Source organism: Paraburkholderia aromaticivorans, assembly GCF_012689525.1.
GTDB lineage: Bacteria > Pseudomonadota > Gammaproteobacteria > Burkholderiales > Burkholderiaceae > Paraburkholderia > Paraburkholderia aromaticivorans_A.
In genome coordinates, this window is sequence record NZ_CP051516.1 from 616,552 (window position 1) to 632,966 (window position 16,415).

A 16,415-nucleotide genomic window follows, 5' to 3' on the forward strand; every position below is an offset into this window, starting at 1 on the left:
CGACACGATTGCGCTTCGCATGCACAGGCAGCACTCAGTACTCAGTATCGCAAACTATCCAGCGAGGGCACGATGGACTGGCTACATCATATCTTTCAGAAATCACCCGAGATTGCGCTGTTTCTGTCGCTCGCAGTCGGCTACTTCGTCGGGCAGATCAACTTCGGCAAGTTCCAGTTGGGCGGCGTGGGCGGGTCGCTGCTAGCCGCGGTCGTGATCAGTCAGGCGGGCGTGACGATCGACAACGGCGTGAAGTCGGTCATGTTCGCCGTCTTCATTTACGCGGTCGGCTACGACTCCGGTCCGGGCTTCTTCAATTCGCTGAACCGCAAGACGCTGCGTGAGATTGCGATGGCCGTCTTCCTGGCGGTCACCGCGCTGATCACCGTGGTGGTGTGCGCGAAGCTGTTCCACCTGAACAAGGGTCTCGCCGCCGGGCTCGCGGGCGGCGCGTTGACGCAGTCGGCGATTATCGGCACGGCGGGCGACGCGATCGCACGTCTCGGCTTGCCAGCCGATCAGGTCAAGTCGCTGCAATCGGACGTGGCGATCGCCTACGCGGTGACCTACGTGTTCGGCTCGCTGGGCGCGATCATCGTGTGCGTGAATATCCTGCCCAAGTTCATGGGACAGAGTTTGCGCGACGCCTCGATCCAGGCGGAGCGCGATTTGACGTCAGGTGCGCCATCCGTCGCGCCGGGACAGCTTTCCGCGTTGCCCGAGATGGTCGGCCGCGCTTACAAGATCGATGTCAGTGCCGGCAAAACGGTAAAGGCCGTCGAGACGCAACATCAGGACTTTTTGACGATCGAGCGGATCAAGCGTGATGGCCAGCAACTCGACCCGACGCCCGACCTCGTGTTGAAACCCGATGACGTGGTGCTGGTGGTCGGCCGACGCGAGGCCGTGGTCGCATTCGGCGCGAGCGGCGGCGAGGTTGCCACTGTCGAGGACGTCGGCGTCGTCATGCAAACGCGCGAAGGCGTGTTCACGCGCAAGGGCATGAACCACACCACGATCGCCGCCGCGCGGGAAATGGTGGATCGCGATATGCGCCACGGCGTGTACATCCAGCATATCGCGCGCGCCGGCCAGCCGCTGCCGATCCTGCCGGAAACCAAACTGGAACACGGTGACGTGATCACCTTCTACGGCTCGCCGAAAGACACCAAGCGCGCCGTCGACGCAGCCGGCTACGAACTGCCGTACAGCATCAAGACCGACTTCATCTACATGGGCGTCGGCATCGTGCTGGGGTTGCTGATCGGGCTGATCGTCGTCGACGTGGGCGGCATTCCGCTCACGCTCGGTTCGGGCGGCGGCTGTCTGCTGGCAGGCCTGCTGTTCGGCTGGATGCGCGGCAAGCATCCGATGTACGGCGTGATGCCGACGGCGGCCTCGCAGTTGCTGAAGGACTTCGGCCTCGCGGCTTTCGTCGCGGTAGTCGGCCTGAACTCCGGCTTGCAGGCCGTGGTCACCGTCAAGCAAAGCGGCATGACGATCTTCCTGCTCGGCGTGTTCGTCACGTTATTTCCGCTGCTGCTCACCATGCTGTTCGGCCGCTACGTGCTGAAGTACAACAACGCGGCCATTCTGGCCGGCGCGCTGACTGGCTCACGCAGCGCGAATCCGGCATTCGGCGGCGTGCTCGACAAGGCGGAAAGCGCCGTGCCGACTGTGCCGTTCGCGATCACGTATGCCATCGCGAACGTCGCGCTGACGCTGCTCGGCCCGCTCGTGGTCGGGCTCGTCTAGCGCAGGCGTTTATCGATCTCTCTTACGCCGGCGCTCATCGGACGGTCACTCGCCACGCCGGCGTCTTTCACCTGGCTCAATTGGAGAACGCATCATGGCAAAAGAGAAGGGCGACAAGAAGCACGCAGATATGGCACAAGCGGGCATGGCCGCGCTCAGCCCGTTCGAACTGAAAGACGAACTGATCAAGGCCGCGGGCGGCGGCGCCGTGGAACGGCCCGCCAATGCATCGATGCTCAACGCCGGCCGCGGCAACCCGAATTTTCTCGCGACGATTCCGCGCCACGGGTTCTGGCAACTCGGCCTCTTTGCGATGCGCGAATCGGAGCGCTCGTTCGCCTATATGCCGGAAGGCGTGGGCGGCTTTCCGCGACGCGAGGGCCTCGAAGAACGCTTCGATCTGTTCCTGCGCGAAAACAAGGGCGTGGCGGGCATCGACTTCCTGCGCGGCGCGGTGTCGTACGTGCGCGACCAGTTGGGATACTCGGCGGGCGACTTCCTGTATGAAATGTGCGAGGGCATTCTCGCGTCGAACTACCCAGTGCCGGACCGCATGCTCAAACTGTCCGAGCTGATCGTCGGGCAGTATCTGCGGCGCGAGATGATCGGCGACCATCCGTTCGTCGGCGAATTCGACGTGTTCGCGGTGGAAGGCGGCACGGCGGCGATGACGTACATCTTCAACACGATGCGCGAGAACCACCTGATCAAGCCCGGCGACACGATCGCGCTCGGCTTGCCGATCTTCACGCCGTACATCGAGATTCCGCGCCTGAACGACTACAAGCTGAACGTGGTGAATCTCGAAGCCGGTGTCGAGAACGGCTGGCAGTATTCGAAGAAGGAACTCGACAAGCTGCGCGATCCGAAGGTGAAGGCGTTCTTCCTCGTGAATCCGAGCAATCCACCCTCGGTGAAGATCAACGACGAAAGCCTTCAGTACATCGCCGACATCGTCAAGGAACGGCCCGATCTGATCCTGCTGACCGACGACGTGTACGGCACCTTTGCCGATAACTTCGTGTCGTTGTTCGCGCTCGCCCCGAAGAACACCATTCTCGTGTACTCGTACTCGAAGTACTTCGGTGCGACCGGCTGGCGTCTGGGCACGATCGCGACGCATCGCGACAACGTGCTCGACAAGCTGATCGCCGAATTGCCGAAAGACGCGAAGAAACAGCTGCACGAACGTTACGAGTCGATCACGACGGAGCCGGACAAGCTCAAGTTTATCGACCGCCTGGTGGCCGACAGCCGCACCGTCGCGCTGAATCACACGGCGGGTTTGTCGACGCCGCAGCAGGTGCAGATGGTGCTGTTTTCGCTGTTCTCGCTGATGGACACGCCGGATGCGTACAAGAATGCGTTGAAGCGGCTGATCCGCAAGCGCAAGCAGGCGCTCTACGAAGAAGTCGGCATTACGTTCGAGGACGACGATCCGAACCAGGTCGACTACTACACGATTCTCGACGTCGAATTCCTCGGCGAGCGGATGTTTGGGCGTGAATTCGTCGAGTGGTTGTTGAAGAACACCGAACCTTCCGAGTTGCTGTTCCGTCTCGCGCGCGAAGCACGGGTCGTGCTGTTGCCGGGCCTTGGTTTCGGCACGCAGCATCCGTCGGGGCGTGTGTCGCTGGCAAACCTCAACGAGTCCGACTACCGGCAGATCGGTCGCGCCGTGCGTAAGCTGATCGAAGAGCTTGTCGAGCGTTTCAATGCCGCGACCGGCAAGAAACTCGACAAGACCAAGGTGAAGTGACGGCTTGGTCGACCGTGTCGTGCGGTCGAGCATAGTCAAAAAACTTGCGCAATCGCGCGGATCGGTGAATGATCGAACAGGCGGCCTCGCCAGCGTCCATGCTGGCGGGGCCGTTTGCTCCTTTGCGTCCTGACATTCACGTACCGATCATTATGCCGACTTCAACGTTCACATCCGCATCTTCCGCAGTGCCCTGTCCGGTTGTCGAATCGCTCGACGCCATTCTTCCCGAAGAGCCGCTCCTGATGATGGGCGCCGGCCCCGTGCCAATTCCCGCGGCGGTGGCCAAGGCCAACGCGATCGTGATCAATCACCTGGGCGGCACGATGGTGAAGGTGATCGGGCAGGTGAAGTCGATGGCGCGCTACGTGTTCCAGACGAATTCGAAATGGGTGCTGGGCGTGGCCGGACCGGGATCGGCCGCGATGGAGATGGCGATTTCGAACCTCGCGTGGGAAGGCACGCGTGTGCTTTCCATCAAGAACGGTTTTTTCAGTGAACGGATGGCGGAGATGGGCCGGCGTGTCGGCGCGCGGGTGAGTACGCTCGATGTTGCTGATCGTTCGGTGGCGAGTCTTGAAGAGATTGCTGAGGCGATTCGCCGCGAGCGTCCCGAGATCGTGACGGTGGTGCAGGGCGAGACGTCGAATACGGTGTGGAATTATCACCTGAAGGAGATTGCCGGGTTAGCGAAAGCCGCTGGCGCGTTGGTGATCGTCGATGCGGTTTGTACGTTGAGTACGATGCCGTTGGAGATGGATGCTTGGGGGATCGATGCGGTGATTACCGGAGGGCAGAAGGGGTTGTCGTCGATTCCGGGTGTGTCGTTGATTGCGTTTTCCGATGCGGCCTGGGAGCGGGTGAAGGGGCGTACGGCACCGAATGCGCACTGGTGTCTGGATGCTTCGCTCGCGGAAAATTTTTGGCACAACGCGGGGTATCACTATACGGCGCCTGTTTCTGGGGTTCTGGCTTTGCATGAAGCGTTGCGGCTCGTTTGTGCAGAGACGCTGGAGAAGCGCTTTGCCCGGCATCTGAAGTGTTCGTTGGCGTTGCAGGATGGGGTCGCTGCGATGGGGTTGCGGTTGTATACGCCGGAGGCTTGTCGGTTGAATTCTGTTGTCGGGATCGAGGTGCCCGATGGGTTCGGTCCCGCGGATGTGTGTTCGCATATTTCGCGGATGCATCAGGTCGAGATTTCAGGTTCTTTTGGATTGCCAATTGTTCGTGTCGGGCAGATGGGGGAGCAGTGTCGGGAACATAATCTGTTTCGCACTGTGCATGCGCTTGGGAGGACTATGGTGGATCTTGGAGTTAAGGTTGATTTGCCTGCGGGCGTTGCGGCGTTGGAGAGAGGGCTGTCGGGGGCACGGTAGGGCGGGTTTGCCTGCGCGGCGCTTTGTCTGTGATCCTAAGGGTTTGGCCTCTCCTTGCTTTGTTTGTGGTCTATTAGCGTTGCCCCTGTGCGGGGCGGCACCTACTTTCTTTGCCGCGGCAAAGAAAGTAGGCAAAGAAAGCCGCTTCACACCGCTAGCTCATAAGCGGGTCTCTCGCGCAGTCGCGGTAGTGGTGCATCTGGAATCTGTGTTTTCGCGCATTCGGCGCTTGTGACAAGGCACTCATACCTCCCGCCCCGCGCTGCGCGCTCGCCGGAACGGTCTGCTTCAAACCTTTGGATTGTTCTGTGGGCGGTGGGAGCCATCGGCTTCGCCTTCGCCTCGGCGATGCCGCGACTCACACAGTGACTTTGAAAACGTCTCAGTCGACAGACGGATCTCGCGCACGAAGGTGTGCCGTCGGCGCAAGAAATGGAGCCGTCAGTTTTCACAGCGCCCCACGCGCGTTGGGTAGATCTCGCACTCCATCAACGGCCTCCAGCTCGGAAATAGTCGGGTACTTCAATCGCTAATCAAGCGGTTTTTCTCGGAAGTTTCTTTGGCGCTGTAGCCTGCATTCTGGCCGTTGTTTGGGAAGTTTCGGAATTGATTCCGTGAGCGTGTTTTAGCTTATTCGGGTGATCATTCGCAGAACGACATGTTTAAACTTGTCCTGTCGTGTGCTTCACGACAAACAGTTTCGCAGCCTGGGTCACATAGAGTCCGTACGCTTGCGCAAGCAAGGTGTGCGTTGCCTTTGCACGTCTGATTCCAATGAATTAGTAAGGACTTTGCGGGGCAGCAGCCTGCATAGCCAGGTGGCAAACTAACCGACGGCGTTCAATCCCGAAGCCCACGTGCCGAATTCCCCGAAGTAAGGGCGGGGTTCATCCCAGCTATCCGAAAGCGCATGCGAATGTGGGCAATCATCAGGCATCGCGGGGGAGGGTAGTAAATTTTCGATATGCGTGTGCTGTCGCACAGACGCTTCCACGCGGACGGTCCACATTCGATAAATGCTAGTTGCGGGAGTGGCGCATGCGCCTCAAACGGTCTGCTTGCTGTGCGCCCTTGTATGTTGTGCGTGTGCACGTCTCACCAAGAGGGGCTGCTTTTCCTGCCTAAGCATGCAGCCTGCAAGGTGTAACAAGACGCTGGTATGACGAACTCCAGCCGTCATAGCCGCAGCGTCCCCTTTGCTCGTGATCGTGAAGATTACGCTGCAACTGTTCGCGTTTTTTCTGCCAACCGTTTCCGAACAATGCGTTTCCCACGTTTGTCGCGTGCGAGCGGGCATATCGAGCGAAGCAATCTGTCGACGACAGGTATCCGAAAGATCTTCTTCGTCGGCGCGTCAGCGGCGGACGACGGTACGAAGAAGAATCGCTTTCAGGAACCGACATGAACCGCTTTATTGTGAGGGCTGGTCGCCAATGCAACTTTTTCCGATCGACACCATGCTACCTCGCCAAAGCCGCGTTTCGCATTCGAAAGACAATTTCGATGCAATCCGTTTGTTCGCGGCGCTCGTAGTTGTGTATGGTCACGCGTTCGCGCTGACCGGCGCAACGCCCCCAGCGATATTTGGGAATTACGTGTCGACCATCGCGGTCAAGGTGTTTTTTATCATTAGCGGCTACCTGGTGATCGAGAGTTGGAGGCGCGATCCATCGGTGTCTCGCTACCTGTCGCGCAGATCCCTACGGATCTTTCCGGGCCTTGTGGTCTGCACGCTGTTGAGCGCTTTTTTGCTCGGGCCGCTCGTCACGAGTCTGCCGCTCGGCGAGTACTTCACGTCGCCTCTGTTTGCTCGCTACCTTCTGAACATGGTCCTCCGACCACACACAATATTGCCGGGAGTGTTCGAGCACAACACCTATCCGGATGCCGTCAACGGCTCGTTGTGGACATTGCCAGTCGAGTTCGGCATGTATCTCGTCACGCCGCTAATCGTGCTTCGGGGAAAAGGCGAGAAGACCCGTACCATTCTGGGCACGCTCGGGCTATGCGCGCTTAGTTTGTACGTGCTATTCGCTAAGCCGGATCTGGGTGCACACGGTCAGGCCATCAAGGATTATCTAGAAGTGGCGCCGTACTTTCTCCTTGGCGCCATGTGGCGAGTCGCCGCACCACAAACAGTCTTCAATGCTCAAACTGCTGTGCTCCTGTTGTTTCTGCTTACGCTCATACCGGCAGGGCCACAATACGAAATAGGACTCTACCTCGTCCTGCCTTATGCGATTTTGTCGGCCTCCCTGTGCAAGCCTGCACTATTGAGATCGGCGGGACGTTTCGGCGATTTTTCGTACGGGGTCTACATATACGGCTTTCCCATACAACAGACGGTGTCCTTTTACTTTCATACGCAAGGCCAGCCATTCCTGAATTTTGGTCTGTCGGTCGTGCCGACGCTCGCACTGGCCGCCCTATCCTGGCACTTTGTTGAAAAGCCGTTCCTTACTCTCAAGCCACGCCGTCAACCGTCCGTGAAAAGCCCCATTGCGAGCGAGACCGCCGCGGGCTCCATTGGATGATCCCGCAACGCTGTCTCGCGTTGTTGGGGCTGCGCGCGCAGTACGGCTTTTTTATTGTGTGAATTTTAATTGCGACGATTCTATCGACACCGGCGGCTCAACTAAAGCGAGTGCTGGCGAACGTGCGCCGGGCTTGGTGCTGACGGCCAGTCATTCGTTCGTTGCCGCACAGTACCTCGACCTTCCTGGCAGATAGAATCAAGCGGTACTCCGTTACAGGTACAACTGATGGCGACTAGTGAAAAGTCCGGGTTACCGAATGTGGGTCAGGTGACGTCCTCCTCAGCCGGTCGATACGCGTTCATCGACGTTCTGCGCGGAGTGGCTGCATGCCTCGTTGTTTTTCAGCATGGCGGCGAAAGCGTCGGATGGTTCTCGACCACGACGGGTATCGGCCCGGAAGTCAACTTTGGTCAAATCGGTGTTCTTACGTTTTTTCTAGTTAGTGGCTTCGTCATTCCACTCAGTCTTGAACGGGCCAATTCGTTGGGGAAGTTCTGGAAGCATCGTGCTTTTCGGATCTACCCGCTTTATCTGGTGATCTTCGCGCTCGAATTCCTGCGCTGTATCGCAGGCCAGGGCCCATTTTCTCTAGGGGCCGTACACAATCTCGGCCTCTTTTTCCTATCGCACCTATTCTTTCTTCAGGACTATGTCTATCGACCGAATTTCGTCGGCGCGTCGTGGACTCTGGCGATGGAATTCGCCTGGTACATCATGCTTTCCGCTGCGTTCGTTATACGAGCGAATCGACGAAGCGTCTTCCTGACCGTGATTACTGTGCTCGGACTGCTCACGTTATCAGCGGCATCATACGTCCTTCACTTGCGGATACCGCTTGGTCGCTGCGGGATCATGGCGACCTGTGTTGTGGGGTTACTGTTTTACCGACTGCACACGAGCGAAATCAGTTTTCGCACATTTCTCATCCTGGTGGGTTCTATCATCGGCGCTATCGTTCCGGCGTTGTACGTTGGATTTGGAGTATTCGACCGAGCGGAAGTGGCAACGGTACAAAGCGTTTTCATTTCGTGGGGCATCGCGTACCTGCTGTTCATGGGATGCTACGCCGCGCGCAAGCAGTCGGTCATGCGCTTCAGACCGCTACTGGCTCTCGGGACGATCAGCTATTCGGTATATCTGCTGCACCCGCTGGTGGAGAGTCTGATTTCTTCGATGAATGTGCAGGGCACGGTATTTATGGCGATATTGTTCCTGGTGACGATCGTACTCTCGTCCCTAACTTATCGTTACATTGAAAAGCCGGGGATTGAATACCCGCGACGCGTCGAGAGGAAGAAGCAAGAGCGTCTGGAGATTCAAGCTCAAGCCCTAGCTAACGACTAATGGAGTAACGCGACCAGACTCGTGCTTTCCTGGCTCGAATTTGGCATTAGTCTGCCAACTGAGGCAAACTCGATGCTCGCTTGCCGGTCCTGCCCGACGATCCCGACTCGCCACCGCGACCCCGACGCGACATTGTTGCGGCTGCATCGGGCGCTACACCCAGTTCAGCGATGAAATTGCGCAGATCACCGGGCAGACCAAAAACCTCACAGCGCCGCGGGCAAATCTCTTACCTTAGCATTCCGCAAATACAGTAAGGTAGAAAGCCCCACACCCGCTGCGGCGGCAACAGCAGCAAACAGAAACACCGACCCATACCCAAACTCCCCGGCGATATACCCGGCCAGCGGCCCAGTAATCCCAAGCGAGAGATCCAGAAACACGGAATAAGCCGACAAAGCCGCCCCCCGACTAGCCGGCGGCACGAGCCCTACAGCCTCGACCCCAAGCGCCGGAAACACCAACGCAAACCCAAAGCCAGTCAGCGCCGCCCCAGCCAGCGCGACATGGGGCTCAGGCGCGAGCCACAACATCAACAACCCGGCACATTCAAACGAAAACGAAGCAATCGCGACCCGAAACCCACCATAGGTCTTAATCGTATTGGCGAACAACAACCGCGCGCCAATAAACAGCGTCCCGAACACCGTCAACGACAACGCCGCATTCGGCCAATGCTTCGCCGCATAAAACAGCGTGATGAAAGTCGCGATCGACCCAAACCCAGCCGAACCGAGCGCCAACCCAATCCCGTGAGGCAACACCCGCGTGAACACGCTGCGATACGACATGCGCTCGCCGTGCACGATCGGTACCGACGCCATCGGACGAGCCAGATAAAAACCAAGCGCCGCCAGCACAATCACCAAAATCCCCAACGCGGCAAATCCGACCGTATGCTCGATAGCCACGCCCAACGGTGCGCCGACTGCCAGCGCGCCATACGTCGCGATACCGTTCCAGGAGATCACGCGCGCATTGTTGCTCGTGCCCACCCGGCCGATGCCCCACAAAATCGCGCCCGTACCACACAGGCTCTCGCCGAACCCCAACACGAGACGGCTGCATACCAAGAGCCCGAGGCTCAACACCGGCCAGCGCCCACACAGCACAGCCAGCAACAGCAAAACCCCGCTCGCACCACAACCCAGCAAACCAATCGAAACAGTCCGCTTGGGCCCCAACGTATCGGCAGAACGGCCGGCCAGCGGCCGCGATGCCAACGTCGCCAGGTATTGCACGCTGATCGCCGCACCCGCCAGCACGGCGCTGTAACCGAGGTCGTCGTGGACGTAGCCCGGCAGCACCGCCAGCGGAATTCCGATCGTCAGATAGCAAAGAAACGTGAAAAAGACGACCGGAATGATCTGCATGGTCGTCGCAAATTCGCTGCGAGGTGTCGCTGAGTCGGTGGACATGGGGAAAACGAGACTTGAAATCGGCGGGAAGGCGTGATTTTCCCATGGAACCGATTCTCTTGCAGGACTTGCTTAATAATTCGTCCGACGAAAATCCGATTTAGGAACCCTATAGTGGTCCGTTTTTGTCTCAGCAGTGCCTAATTTTTGAGCACGATCAGCCAAAACACCGTGACTCGACTTGTCCGTTATGCTGCATAAAATATAAAAACGCAGCGAAACATCACAACCACCATAAGTCAACCACCCCCCAAACCCATCTCGATATCTTTTCGCGGATATGTCCCGCATGCGATCCGAGCTATGGGTTGTATTTATTGACGGTGATAGTTTTCGAACCATCACTGCTGCACGTCCCCACGGACACAGAACATTCGAGAGTAACGAGACATGACTGAGCCGATTCGCTTCTACCATCGCAACGCGATCCGCGAGATCAAGGACGCGCCCGTCACCCGCACCGTCCTGCAATATCTGCGCGAAGACGCGCATTGCACCGGCACCAAGGAAGGCTGCGCCGAAGGCGACTGCGGCGCGTGCACGGTCGTGATCGGCGAGCGTAACGAGGCGGGCGGCGTCGACTTCAAGGCGGTCAACGCCTGCATCCAGTTCGTGCCGACGCTCGACGGCAAGGCGCTCTACACCGTCGAAGACCTGCGCCAGCCGGACGGCTCCCTGCATCCGGTGCAGGAAGCGATGGTCGAGTGCCACGGCTCGCAGTGCGGTTTCTGCACGCCGGGCTTCATCATGTCGATGTGGTCGCTGTACGAAAAGCACGGCCACGAACATAGCTGCGCGAACAAGACCGTGCCGTCGCGCGACGCGATCAGTAATGCGTTGACCGGCAACCTGTGCCGCTGCACGGGCTATCGTCCGATCGTCGACGCCGCCGTGCGCATGTTCGAAGCGCCGGCGCCGAAAGCGCCTGTCAACATCGAAGCGCTGTCGAAAACGCTCGCCACGATCGAACGCAAGGACACTTTCCACTATCAGCATGCCGGCCAACGCTTCGACGCGCCGCGCACGGTCGAGGCGCTCGCCAAGATCAAGGAAGCCGAACCGGCCACCCGTATTCTCGCCGGCAGCACGGACATCGGCCTGTGGGTCACGAAGATGATGCGCGATCTCGGCAACATCGTGTACGTCGGGCAGATCGCCGAATTGCAGAAGCTCGAAACGAACGACGAATGGATCGAAATCGGCGCGGGTGTGAGCGTCGAAAAGGCCTATACGGAAATCGTCAAACAGTACCCGGAAATGTTCGAAATGCAGCAACGCTTCGCGTCGCTGCCGATCCGTAACGCCGGCACGCTCGGCGGCAATATCGCCAACGGTTCGCCGATCGGCGATTCAATGCCGGGCCTGATCGCCCTCGGCGCGCGCGTGATCGTGCGTGGCGGCGAGATCGAGCGCGACATGCCGCTCGAAGACCTGTACCTCGCGTATCAGAAGAAGGACATGGCGGAACACGAGTTCGTCGTCGGGCTGAAAGTGCCGTCGCGCACTGGCGTGCGTCAGAACCTGCAGTTCCGCACTTACAAACTCTCGAAGCGTTTCGACTCGGACATCTCGGCCGTGTGCGCCGCGTTCTCGTTCATCGCCGACGGCAACCTGATTCGCGAGCCGCGCATCGCGTTCGGCGGCATGGCCGCCACGTCCAAGCGGGCGACGCACGTGGAAGCCGTGTTGCGCGACGCCGAATGGCACGAAGCCACCGCGCATGCCGCGATGCTCGCGCTCGGCAACGACTACGCGCCGCTGTCGGACATGCGCGCGACCAGCAACTACCGCCTCGAATCGGCGAAAAACACGGTGTACCGCTTCTGGCTCGAAACGCGCCCGAACAATCCGCTGCCGAAGAGCGCGCTGGATGTACGCGCGGTCGCCCCGGCCTGTGCGCCGGTCGGCGCCTAAGAAGCCAAAGGATACGGAGAACCCAACAATGAATCAGCACGCCGAACCGTTCCTGAAAGACCTCAAGGAACTCGACGACTTCACCCAGGTCCACGTCTCGCGTCCGCACGAGTCCGCGCATCTGCACGTGAGCGGCCGCGCCACGTACACCGACGACATTCCGACGCTCGCCGGCACGCTGCACGCCGCGCTCGGACTGTCGACGAAAGCCCACGCGAAGATCGTCTCGATCGCGCTCGACAAGGTGCGTACCACGCCGGGCGTGGTCGCGGTCTTCACCGCCGGCGACATTCCTGGCGTCAACGACGTGGGCCCGATCATCCACGGCGACGATCCGATTCTCGCCGACGGCCTCGTGCAATACATCGGCCAGCCGATCTTCATCGTGGTCGCGACGTCGCACGACACCGCGCGTCTTGCGGCGCGCCGCGCCGAGATCGTCTATGAGGAATTGCCGGCGATCCTGACCGCGCAGCAGGCGCGCGCCGCAAACCAGCACGTCCTGCCGCCGATGAAACTCGCGCGCGGCGAAGCGGACACAAAAATCGCCCGTGCCGCGCGTCGCGAAGCCGGCGAGATGCTGCTCGGCGGCCAGGAACAGTTCTATCTGGAAGGCCAGATTTCCTACGCGGTGCCGAAGGACGATGACGGCATGCACGTCTACTGTTCGACGCAGCATCCGACCGAAATGCAGCACATGGTCGCGCATGCATTGGGCGTGGCGTCGCACAACGTGCTGATCGAATGCCGTCGCATGGGCGGCGGCTTCGGCGGCAAGGAATCGCAATCGGGTCTGTTCGCGTGCTGCGCGGCGCTCGCCGCATGGAAGCTGCTGTGCCCGGTGAAACTGCGTCCGGACCGCGACGACGACATGATGGTCACGGGCAAGCGCCACGACTTCCACTACACGTATGAAGTCGGCTACGACGACAAAGGCGTGATCGACGGCGTGACGGTCGACATGACCTCGCGCTGCGGCTTCTCCGCCGACCTGTCCGGTCCGGTGATGACGCGCGCGTTGTGCCACTTCGACAACGCGTACTGGCTCTCCGACGTCACGATCGACGGCTTCTGCGGCAAGACCAATACGCAGTCGAATACGGCGTTCCGCGGCTTCGGCGGTCCGCAAGGCGCATTCGCGATCGAATACATCATGGACAACGTGGCGCGCTCGGTGGGTGAAGATTCGCTCGACGTGCGTCGCCGCAATCTGTACGGCAAGACGGAACGTAACCAGACGCCGTATGGCCAGGTCGTCGAAGACAACGTGATTCACGAGTTGATCGACGAACTCGAAGCAACCAGCGAATACCGCGCACGTCGCGCGTCGATCAACGAGTTCAACGCGAACAACGAAATACTGAAGAAGGGCATGGCGCTGACGCCGGTCAAGTTCGGCATCGCGTTCAACGTGACCCACTTCAACCAGGCAGGCGCGCTCGTGCACATCTACACCGACGGTTCGGTGCTGGTGAACCACGGCGGCACCGAAATGGGCCAGGGCTTGAATACCAAGGTCGCGCAGGTCGTCGCGCATGAACTGGGCATTGGCTTCAACCGCATTCGCGTGACGGCCACCGACACCAGCAAGATCGCCAACACGTCGGCGACGGCGGCCTCGACGGGTTCCGATCTGAACGGCAAGGCCGCGCAGGACGCCGCGCGTCAGTTGCGCGAACGTCTGTCTGCGTTTGCCGCCGAGCGTTACGGCGCGGGGAATGTCAGCGCGTCGGAAGTGCGCTTCATGCATGACCGCGTGGTGGTCGGCGAGGTGATCGTACCGTTCGAAGAAGTGATCGCGAAGGCCTACGTCGCGCGTGTTCAACTCTGGTCAGACGGCTTCTACGCGACGCCCAAGCTCTACTGGGATCAATCGAAGCTGCAAGGCCGGCCGTTCCACTACTACTCGTACGGCGCGGCCGTATCGGAAGTGGTGATCGATACGCTGACCGGCGAAATGCGCGTGCTGCGCGCGGACGCGTTGCATGACGTGGGCGCTTCGTTGAATCCTGCACTCGACGTTGGCCAGGTGGAAGGCGCGTTCATTCAGGGCATGGGCTGGCTCACGACCGAAGAACTCTGGTGGAACGCGGGCGGCAAGCTGATGACGCATGCGCCGTCCACCTACAAGATTCCGACCGTCAACGATACGCCGCCCGATTTCCGCGTGCGCCTCTTCAAGAACCGCAACGCGGAGGACAGCATCCATCGTTCGAAGGCGACCGGCGAGCCGCCGCTGCTGCTGCCGTTCTCGGTGTTCTTCGCCGTGCGCGATGCGGTGTCGGCAGTCGGCGACCACAAGGTCAATCCGCCGCTGAATGCGCCCGCGACCAGCGAGGAAATCCTCAAGGCGGTCGGCGCGGTGCGGGCTGCAACCGCAGCGTCGCGGCAATAAGCGTGGCCGTAGCGTAGCAATGAGCCGGGAAAGAAGCACGTGAACAACACACTCACTGGAATGATCGCCATGAACGATTTTTCGTCCGTTCAGATCGGCCGACGTAGCGCCGTGCAGATGCCGCGTCCGGCGCCGATGCATATCGTGCTGTTCGGCGCCGGGCACGTCGGGCACGCGCTCATCAAGCTGCTCGGCAGCTTGCCGTGCGTCGTCCAGTGGGTCGACGAGCGCGACGAACTGTTCCCCGACGAAACGCCGGCCAACGTGCAGATCGAAGCGACCGACACGCCGGATGCGATCGTCGATACGGCGCCGCCCGGCGCATACTTTCTCGTGATGACGCATAACCACGCGCTCGATTTCTCGCTCGCCGCACGCATCATGCGGCGGCGCGATTTCACCTACTTCGGCATGATCGGTTCGAAGACGAAGCGCGTGAAATTCGAGCGTCGTTTGCTCGATCGTGGCGTGGATCTGGACCGGCTGGTGGAGATGACGTGTCCGATCGGCGTGGCCGGTATCGTCGATAAGGCGCCCTCGGCGATTGCCGTGGCGGTGTGCGCGGAGTTGCTGCAGATTCGCACGCGGCAGGTCGTGGCGCAACTCGCGACGCAGCAGCTCTGCGCGAGTGTCTAAGCAATAGATGGAGTCAGGACGAGGCGCTCGACCGGCGCCCATCGAACTGCAAATTTAAAACGTCAGCCCATTGCGGCTGACGTTTCCTTTTTGGGCGCCCGTTTCGCGCGACGCACCTTCTGCGCGACCAGCGTGTCCGACACTTGAGACATCAGCGCACGCAGCCAGCCGACATCGCTCGGCCGATCCGGCTGCGGATGCCACAACTGATAGCACTTGATGCGCGGGAACGGAATCGGCACGTCGACCACCGCGAGCGGCAGCATGTCCGCGTAGTGCATCGCGAAGCGGCGCGTCGTCGTGAAGATCAGATCGGATTGCAGCAGCGTTTGCGGCACCAGTCCGAAGTAGGGCAGCGTGGCGACGATGCGGCGCTCGGCGCGCGCCCGCGCGAAACCGATGTCAATGGCGCCGCTGCTCGCGCCGCTATACGGCGTCGGCGCGAGATGCGGCGCGGCGAGATACGCTTCGCGCGTCAACGGCATGCGCGTCAGCGGATGATCGGCGCGCATCATGCACACCACAGTGTCGGAGAACAGATCGCTGCGCTCGAAACGCGGCTCAGGCTTTGGCCAGTTGCCGATCACCAGGTCGAGTTCGCCGGCGTCGAGCGCGGCGGAATAATCGAGCAAAGGGCTGAGCGAACCGATCTCCAGCCGCGCATGCGGCGCCGCTTCGCGAAACTGCGCGATCACAGTCGGCATGAAGAAGTCGTTCAGATAATCCGGCGCGGCCACGCGAAACGTGCGGCGCGAGCGGCCGGGATCGAAGTCGCCGTGCGGCGTCGCCACGAAGTCCACATCGCGCAGCACGCGTTGCGCGGAAGCCAGCAGCGATTCCCCATATTCGGTCGGCACCATGCCCGATTTGCCGCGCACGAGGATCGGGTCGTTCAGCGTCTCGCGCAGTTTGCGCAGCGCGGTGCTGATGGCGGGTTGGGTCTGATTCAGACGCAACGCGGTCTGCGTGACGCTGCGCTCGGCCAGCAGCGTGCGCAGCACGCGCACGAGCCAGATATCGAGGGAGGCGGCAGTGTCGTCCATGGTCTAAGCAAGGCGGGGCAAACGGATCGGATCCGATGAGGCGTCGTACGGAGCCGCCCGCGAGAATCTCGCGAGAGCGCAGCGCCAACGCGCGCGGCGCGAAGGTCATAACCTTAGGCCCGTTTGCGGTGTAGCAGCATAGCGGGCACTGTATGGCCGGCATCAGCAGGGCTCTTTTGCCGCGACAAACCCGCGCAAGCGCCGTGCGGCGCGCGTTTTGTCCGCGCTACGCTTACGT

The 16,415-nt window shown here is 60.4% G+C and carries 11 protein-coding genes; 9 read left to right on the top strand and 2 right to left on the bottom strand.

Annotated features, from left to right (window positions below; genetic code table 11):
• Positions 1-72: 72 nt before the first annotated feature.
• The 6 genes from aspT (at position 73) to HF916_RS30860 (ending at position 8,771) form a co-directional block, all read left to right on the top strand.
• Positions 73-1,755: an aspartate-alanine antiporter gene (aspT, locus tag HF916_RS30835; protein WP_168792672.1), complete on the top strand. Its 1,683-nt coding sequence runs from the start codon at positions 73-75 to the stop codon at positions 1,753-1,755.
• A 94-nt stretch (positions 1,756-1,849) separates the two neighbouring features.
• On the top strand, positions 1,850-3,514 hold the full coding sequence (locus HF916_RS30840) for a bifunctional aspartate transaminase/aspartate 4-decarboxylase (protein WP_168792673.1): 1,665 nt from the start codon (positions 1,850-1,852) through the stop codon (positions 3,512-3,514).
• Between the two features lie 152 nt (positions 3,515-3,666).
• Positions 3,667-4,890: a pyridoxal-phosphate-dependent aminotransferase family protein gene (locus tag HF916_RS30845; protein WP_168795701.1), complete on the top strand. Its 1,224-nt coding sequence runs from the start codon at positions 3,667-3,669 to the stop codon at positions 4,888-4,890.
• Between the two features lie 1,159 nt (positions 4,891-6,049).
• Positions 6,050-6,295 (top strand): hypothetical protein, encoded by a 246-nt coding sequence (locus HF916_RS30850; RefSeq protein WP_168792674.1) that lies wholly within the window; start codon positions 6,050-6,052, stop codon positions 6,293-6,295.
• Between the two features lie 28 nt (positions 6,296-6,323).
• Positions 6,324-7,424: an acyltransferase family protein gene (locus HF916_RS30855; RefSeq protein ID WP_240975758.1), complete on the top strand. Its 1,101-nt coding sequence runs from the start codon at positions 6,324-6,326 to the stop codon at positions 7,422-7,424.
• A 228-nt stretch (positions 7,425-7,652) separates the two neighbouring features.
• Positions 7,653-8,771: an acyltransferase family protein gene (locus HF916_RS30860; RefSeq protein ID WP_168792675.1), complete on the top strand. Its 1,119-nt coding sequence runs from the start codon at positions 7,653-7,655 to the stop codon at positions 8,769-8,771.
• A gap of 206 nt (positions 8,772-8,977) precedes the next feature.
• Here the strand turns inward: HF916_RS30860 and HF916_RS30865 are convergent, their stop codons facing one another.
• Entirely contained in the window at positions 8,978-10,189 is a 1,212-nt protein-coding gene (locus HF916_RS30865) for an MFS transporter (protein ID WP_168792676.1), read from the bottom strand.
• A 390-nt stretch (positions 10,190-10,579) separates the two neighbouring features.
• Between HF916_RS30865 and xdhA the strand changes: the two genes are divergently transcribed.
• The 3 genes from xdhA (at position 10,580) to xdhC (ending at position 15,134) form a co-directional block, all read left to right on the top strand.
• A complete protein-coding gene (gene xdhA / locus HF916_RS30870) occupies positions 10,580-12,103 on the top strand; it encodes a xanthine dehydrogenase small subunit (protein ID WP_168792677.1) in 1,524 nt (507 codons plus the stop codon).
• Positions 12,104-12,131: 28 nt separating this feature from the next.
• Complete coding sequence (gene xdhB / locus HF916_RS30875) at positions 12,132-14,498, top strand: xanthine dehydrogenase molybdopterin binding subunit (protein WP_168792678.1); 2,367 nt, start codon at positions 12,132-12,134, stop codon at positions 14,496-14,498.
• 69 nt (positions 14,499-14,567) lie between these two features.
• A complete protein-coding gene (gene xdhC, locus HF916_RS30880; RefSeq protein ID WP_240975837.1) occupies positions 14,568-15,134 on the top strand; it encodes a xanthine dehydrogenase accessory protein XdhC in 567 nt (188 codons plus the stop codon).
• A 62-nt stretch (positions 15,135-15,196) separates the two neighbouring features.
• Here xdhC and HF916_RS30885 read toward each other — a convergent pair whose 3' ends face one another.
• Positions 15,197-16,177, bottom strand: a complete 981-nt coding sequence (locus HF916_RS30885) for a LysR substrate-binding domain-containing protein (RefSeq protein ID WP_168792679.1) — start codon at positions 16,175-16,177, stop codon at positions 15,197-15,199.
• Positions 16,178-16,415: the final 238 nt, after the last annotated feature.

Bases quoted from the DNA above. Each gene is read 5' to 3' on its own strand.
- HF916_RS30885 (WP_168792679.1), bottom strand. From the start codon at position 16,177: ATGGACGACACTGCCGCCTCCCTCGATATCTGGCTCGTGCGCGTGCTG.
- HF916_RS30845 (WP_168795701.1), top strand. From the start codon at position 3,667: ATGCCGACTTCAACGTTCACATCCGCATCTTCCGCAGTGCCCTGTCCG.
- xdhB (WP_168792678.1), top strand. From the start codon at position 12,132: ATGAATCAGCACGCCGAACCGTTCCTGAAAGACCTCAAGGAACTCGAC.
- HF916_RS30850 (WP_168792674.1), top strand. From the start codon at position 6,050: ATGACGAACTCCAGCCGTCATAGCCGCAGCGTCCCCTTTGCTCGTGAT.
- HF916_RS30860 (WP_168792675.1), top strand. From the start codon at position 7,653: ATGGCGACTAGTGAAAAGTCCGGGTTACCGAATGTGGGTCAGGTGACG.
- aspT (WP_168792672.1), top strand. From the start codon at position 73: ATGGACTGGCTACATCATATCTTTCAGAAATCACCCGAGATTGCGCTG.
- HF916_RS30865 (WP_168792676.1), bottom strand. From the start codon at position 10,189: ATGTCCACCGACTCAGCGACACCTCGCAGCGAATTTGCGACGACCATG.
- xdhC (WP_240975837.1), top strand. From the start codon at position 14,568: ATGAACGATTTTTCGTCCGTTCAGATCGGCCGACGTAGCGCCGTGCAG.
- xdhA (WP_168792677.1), top strand. From the start codon at position 10,580: ATGACTGAGCCGATTCGCTTCTACCATCGCAACGCGATCCGCGAGATC.
- HF916_RS30840 (WP_168792673.1), top strand. From the start codon at position 1,850: ATGGCAAAAGAGAAGGGCGACAAGAAGCACGCAGATATGGCACAAGCG.
- HF916_RS30855 (WP_240975758.1), top strand. From the start codon at position 6,324: ATGCAACTTTTTCCGATCGACACCATGCTACCTCGCCAAAGCCGCGTT.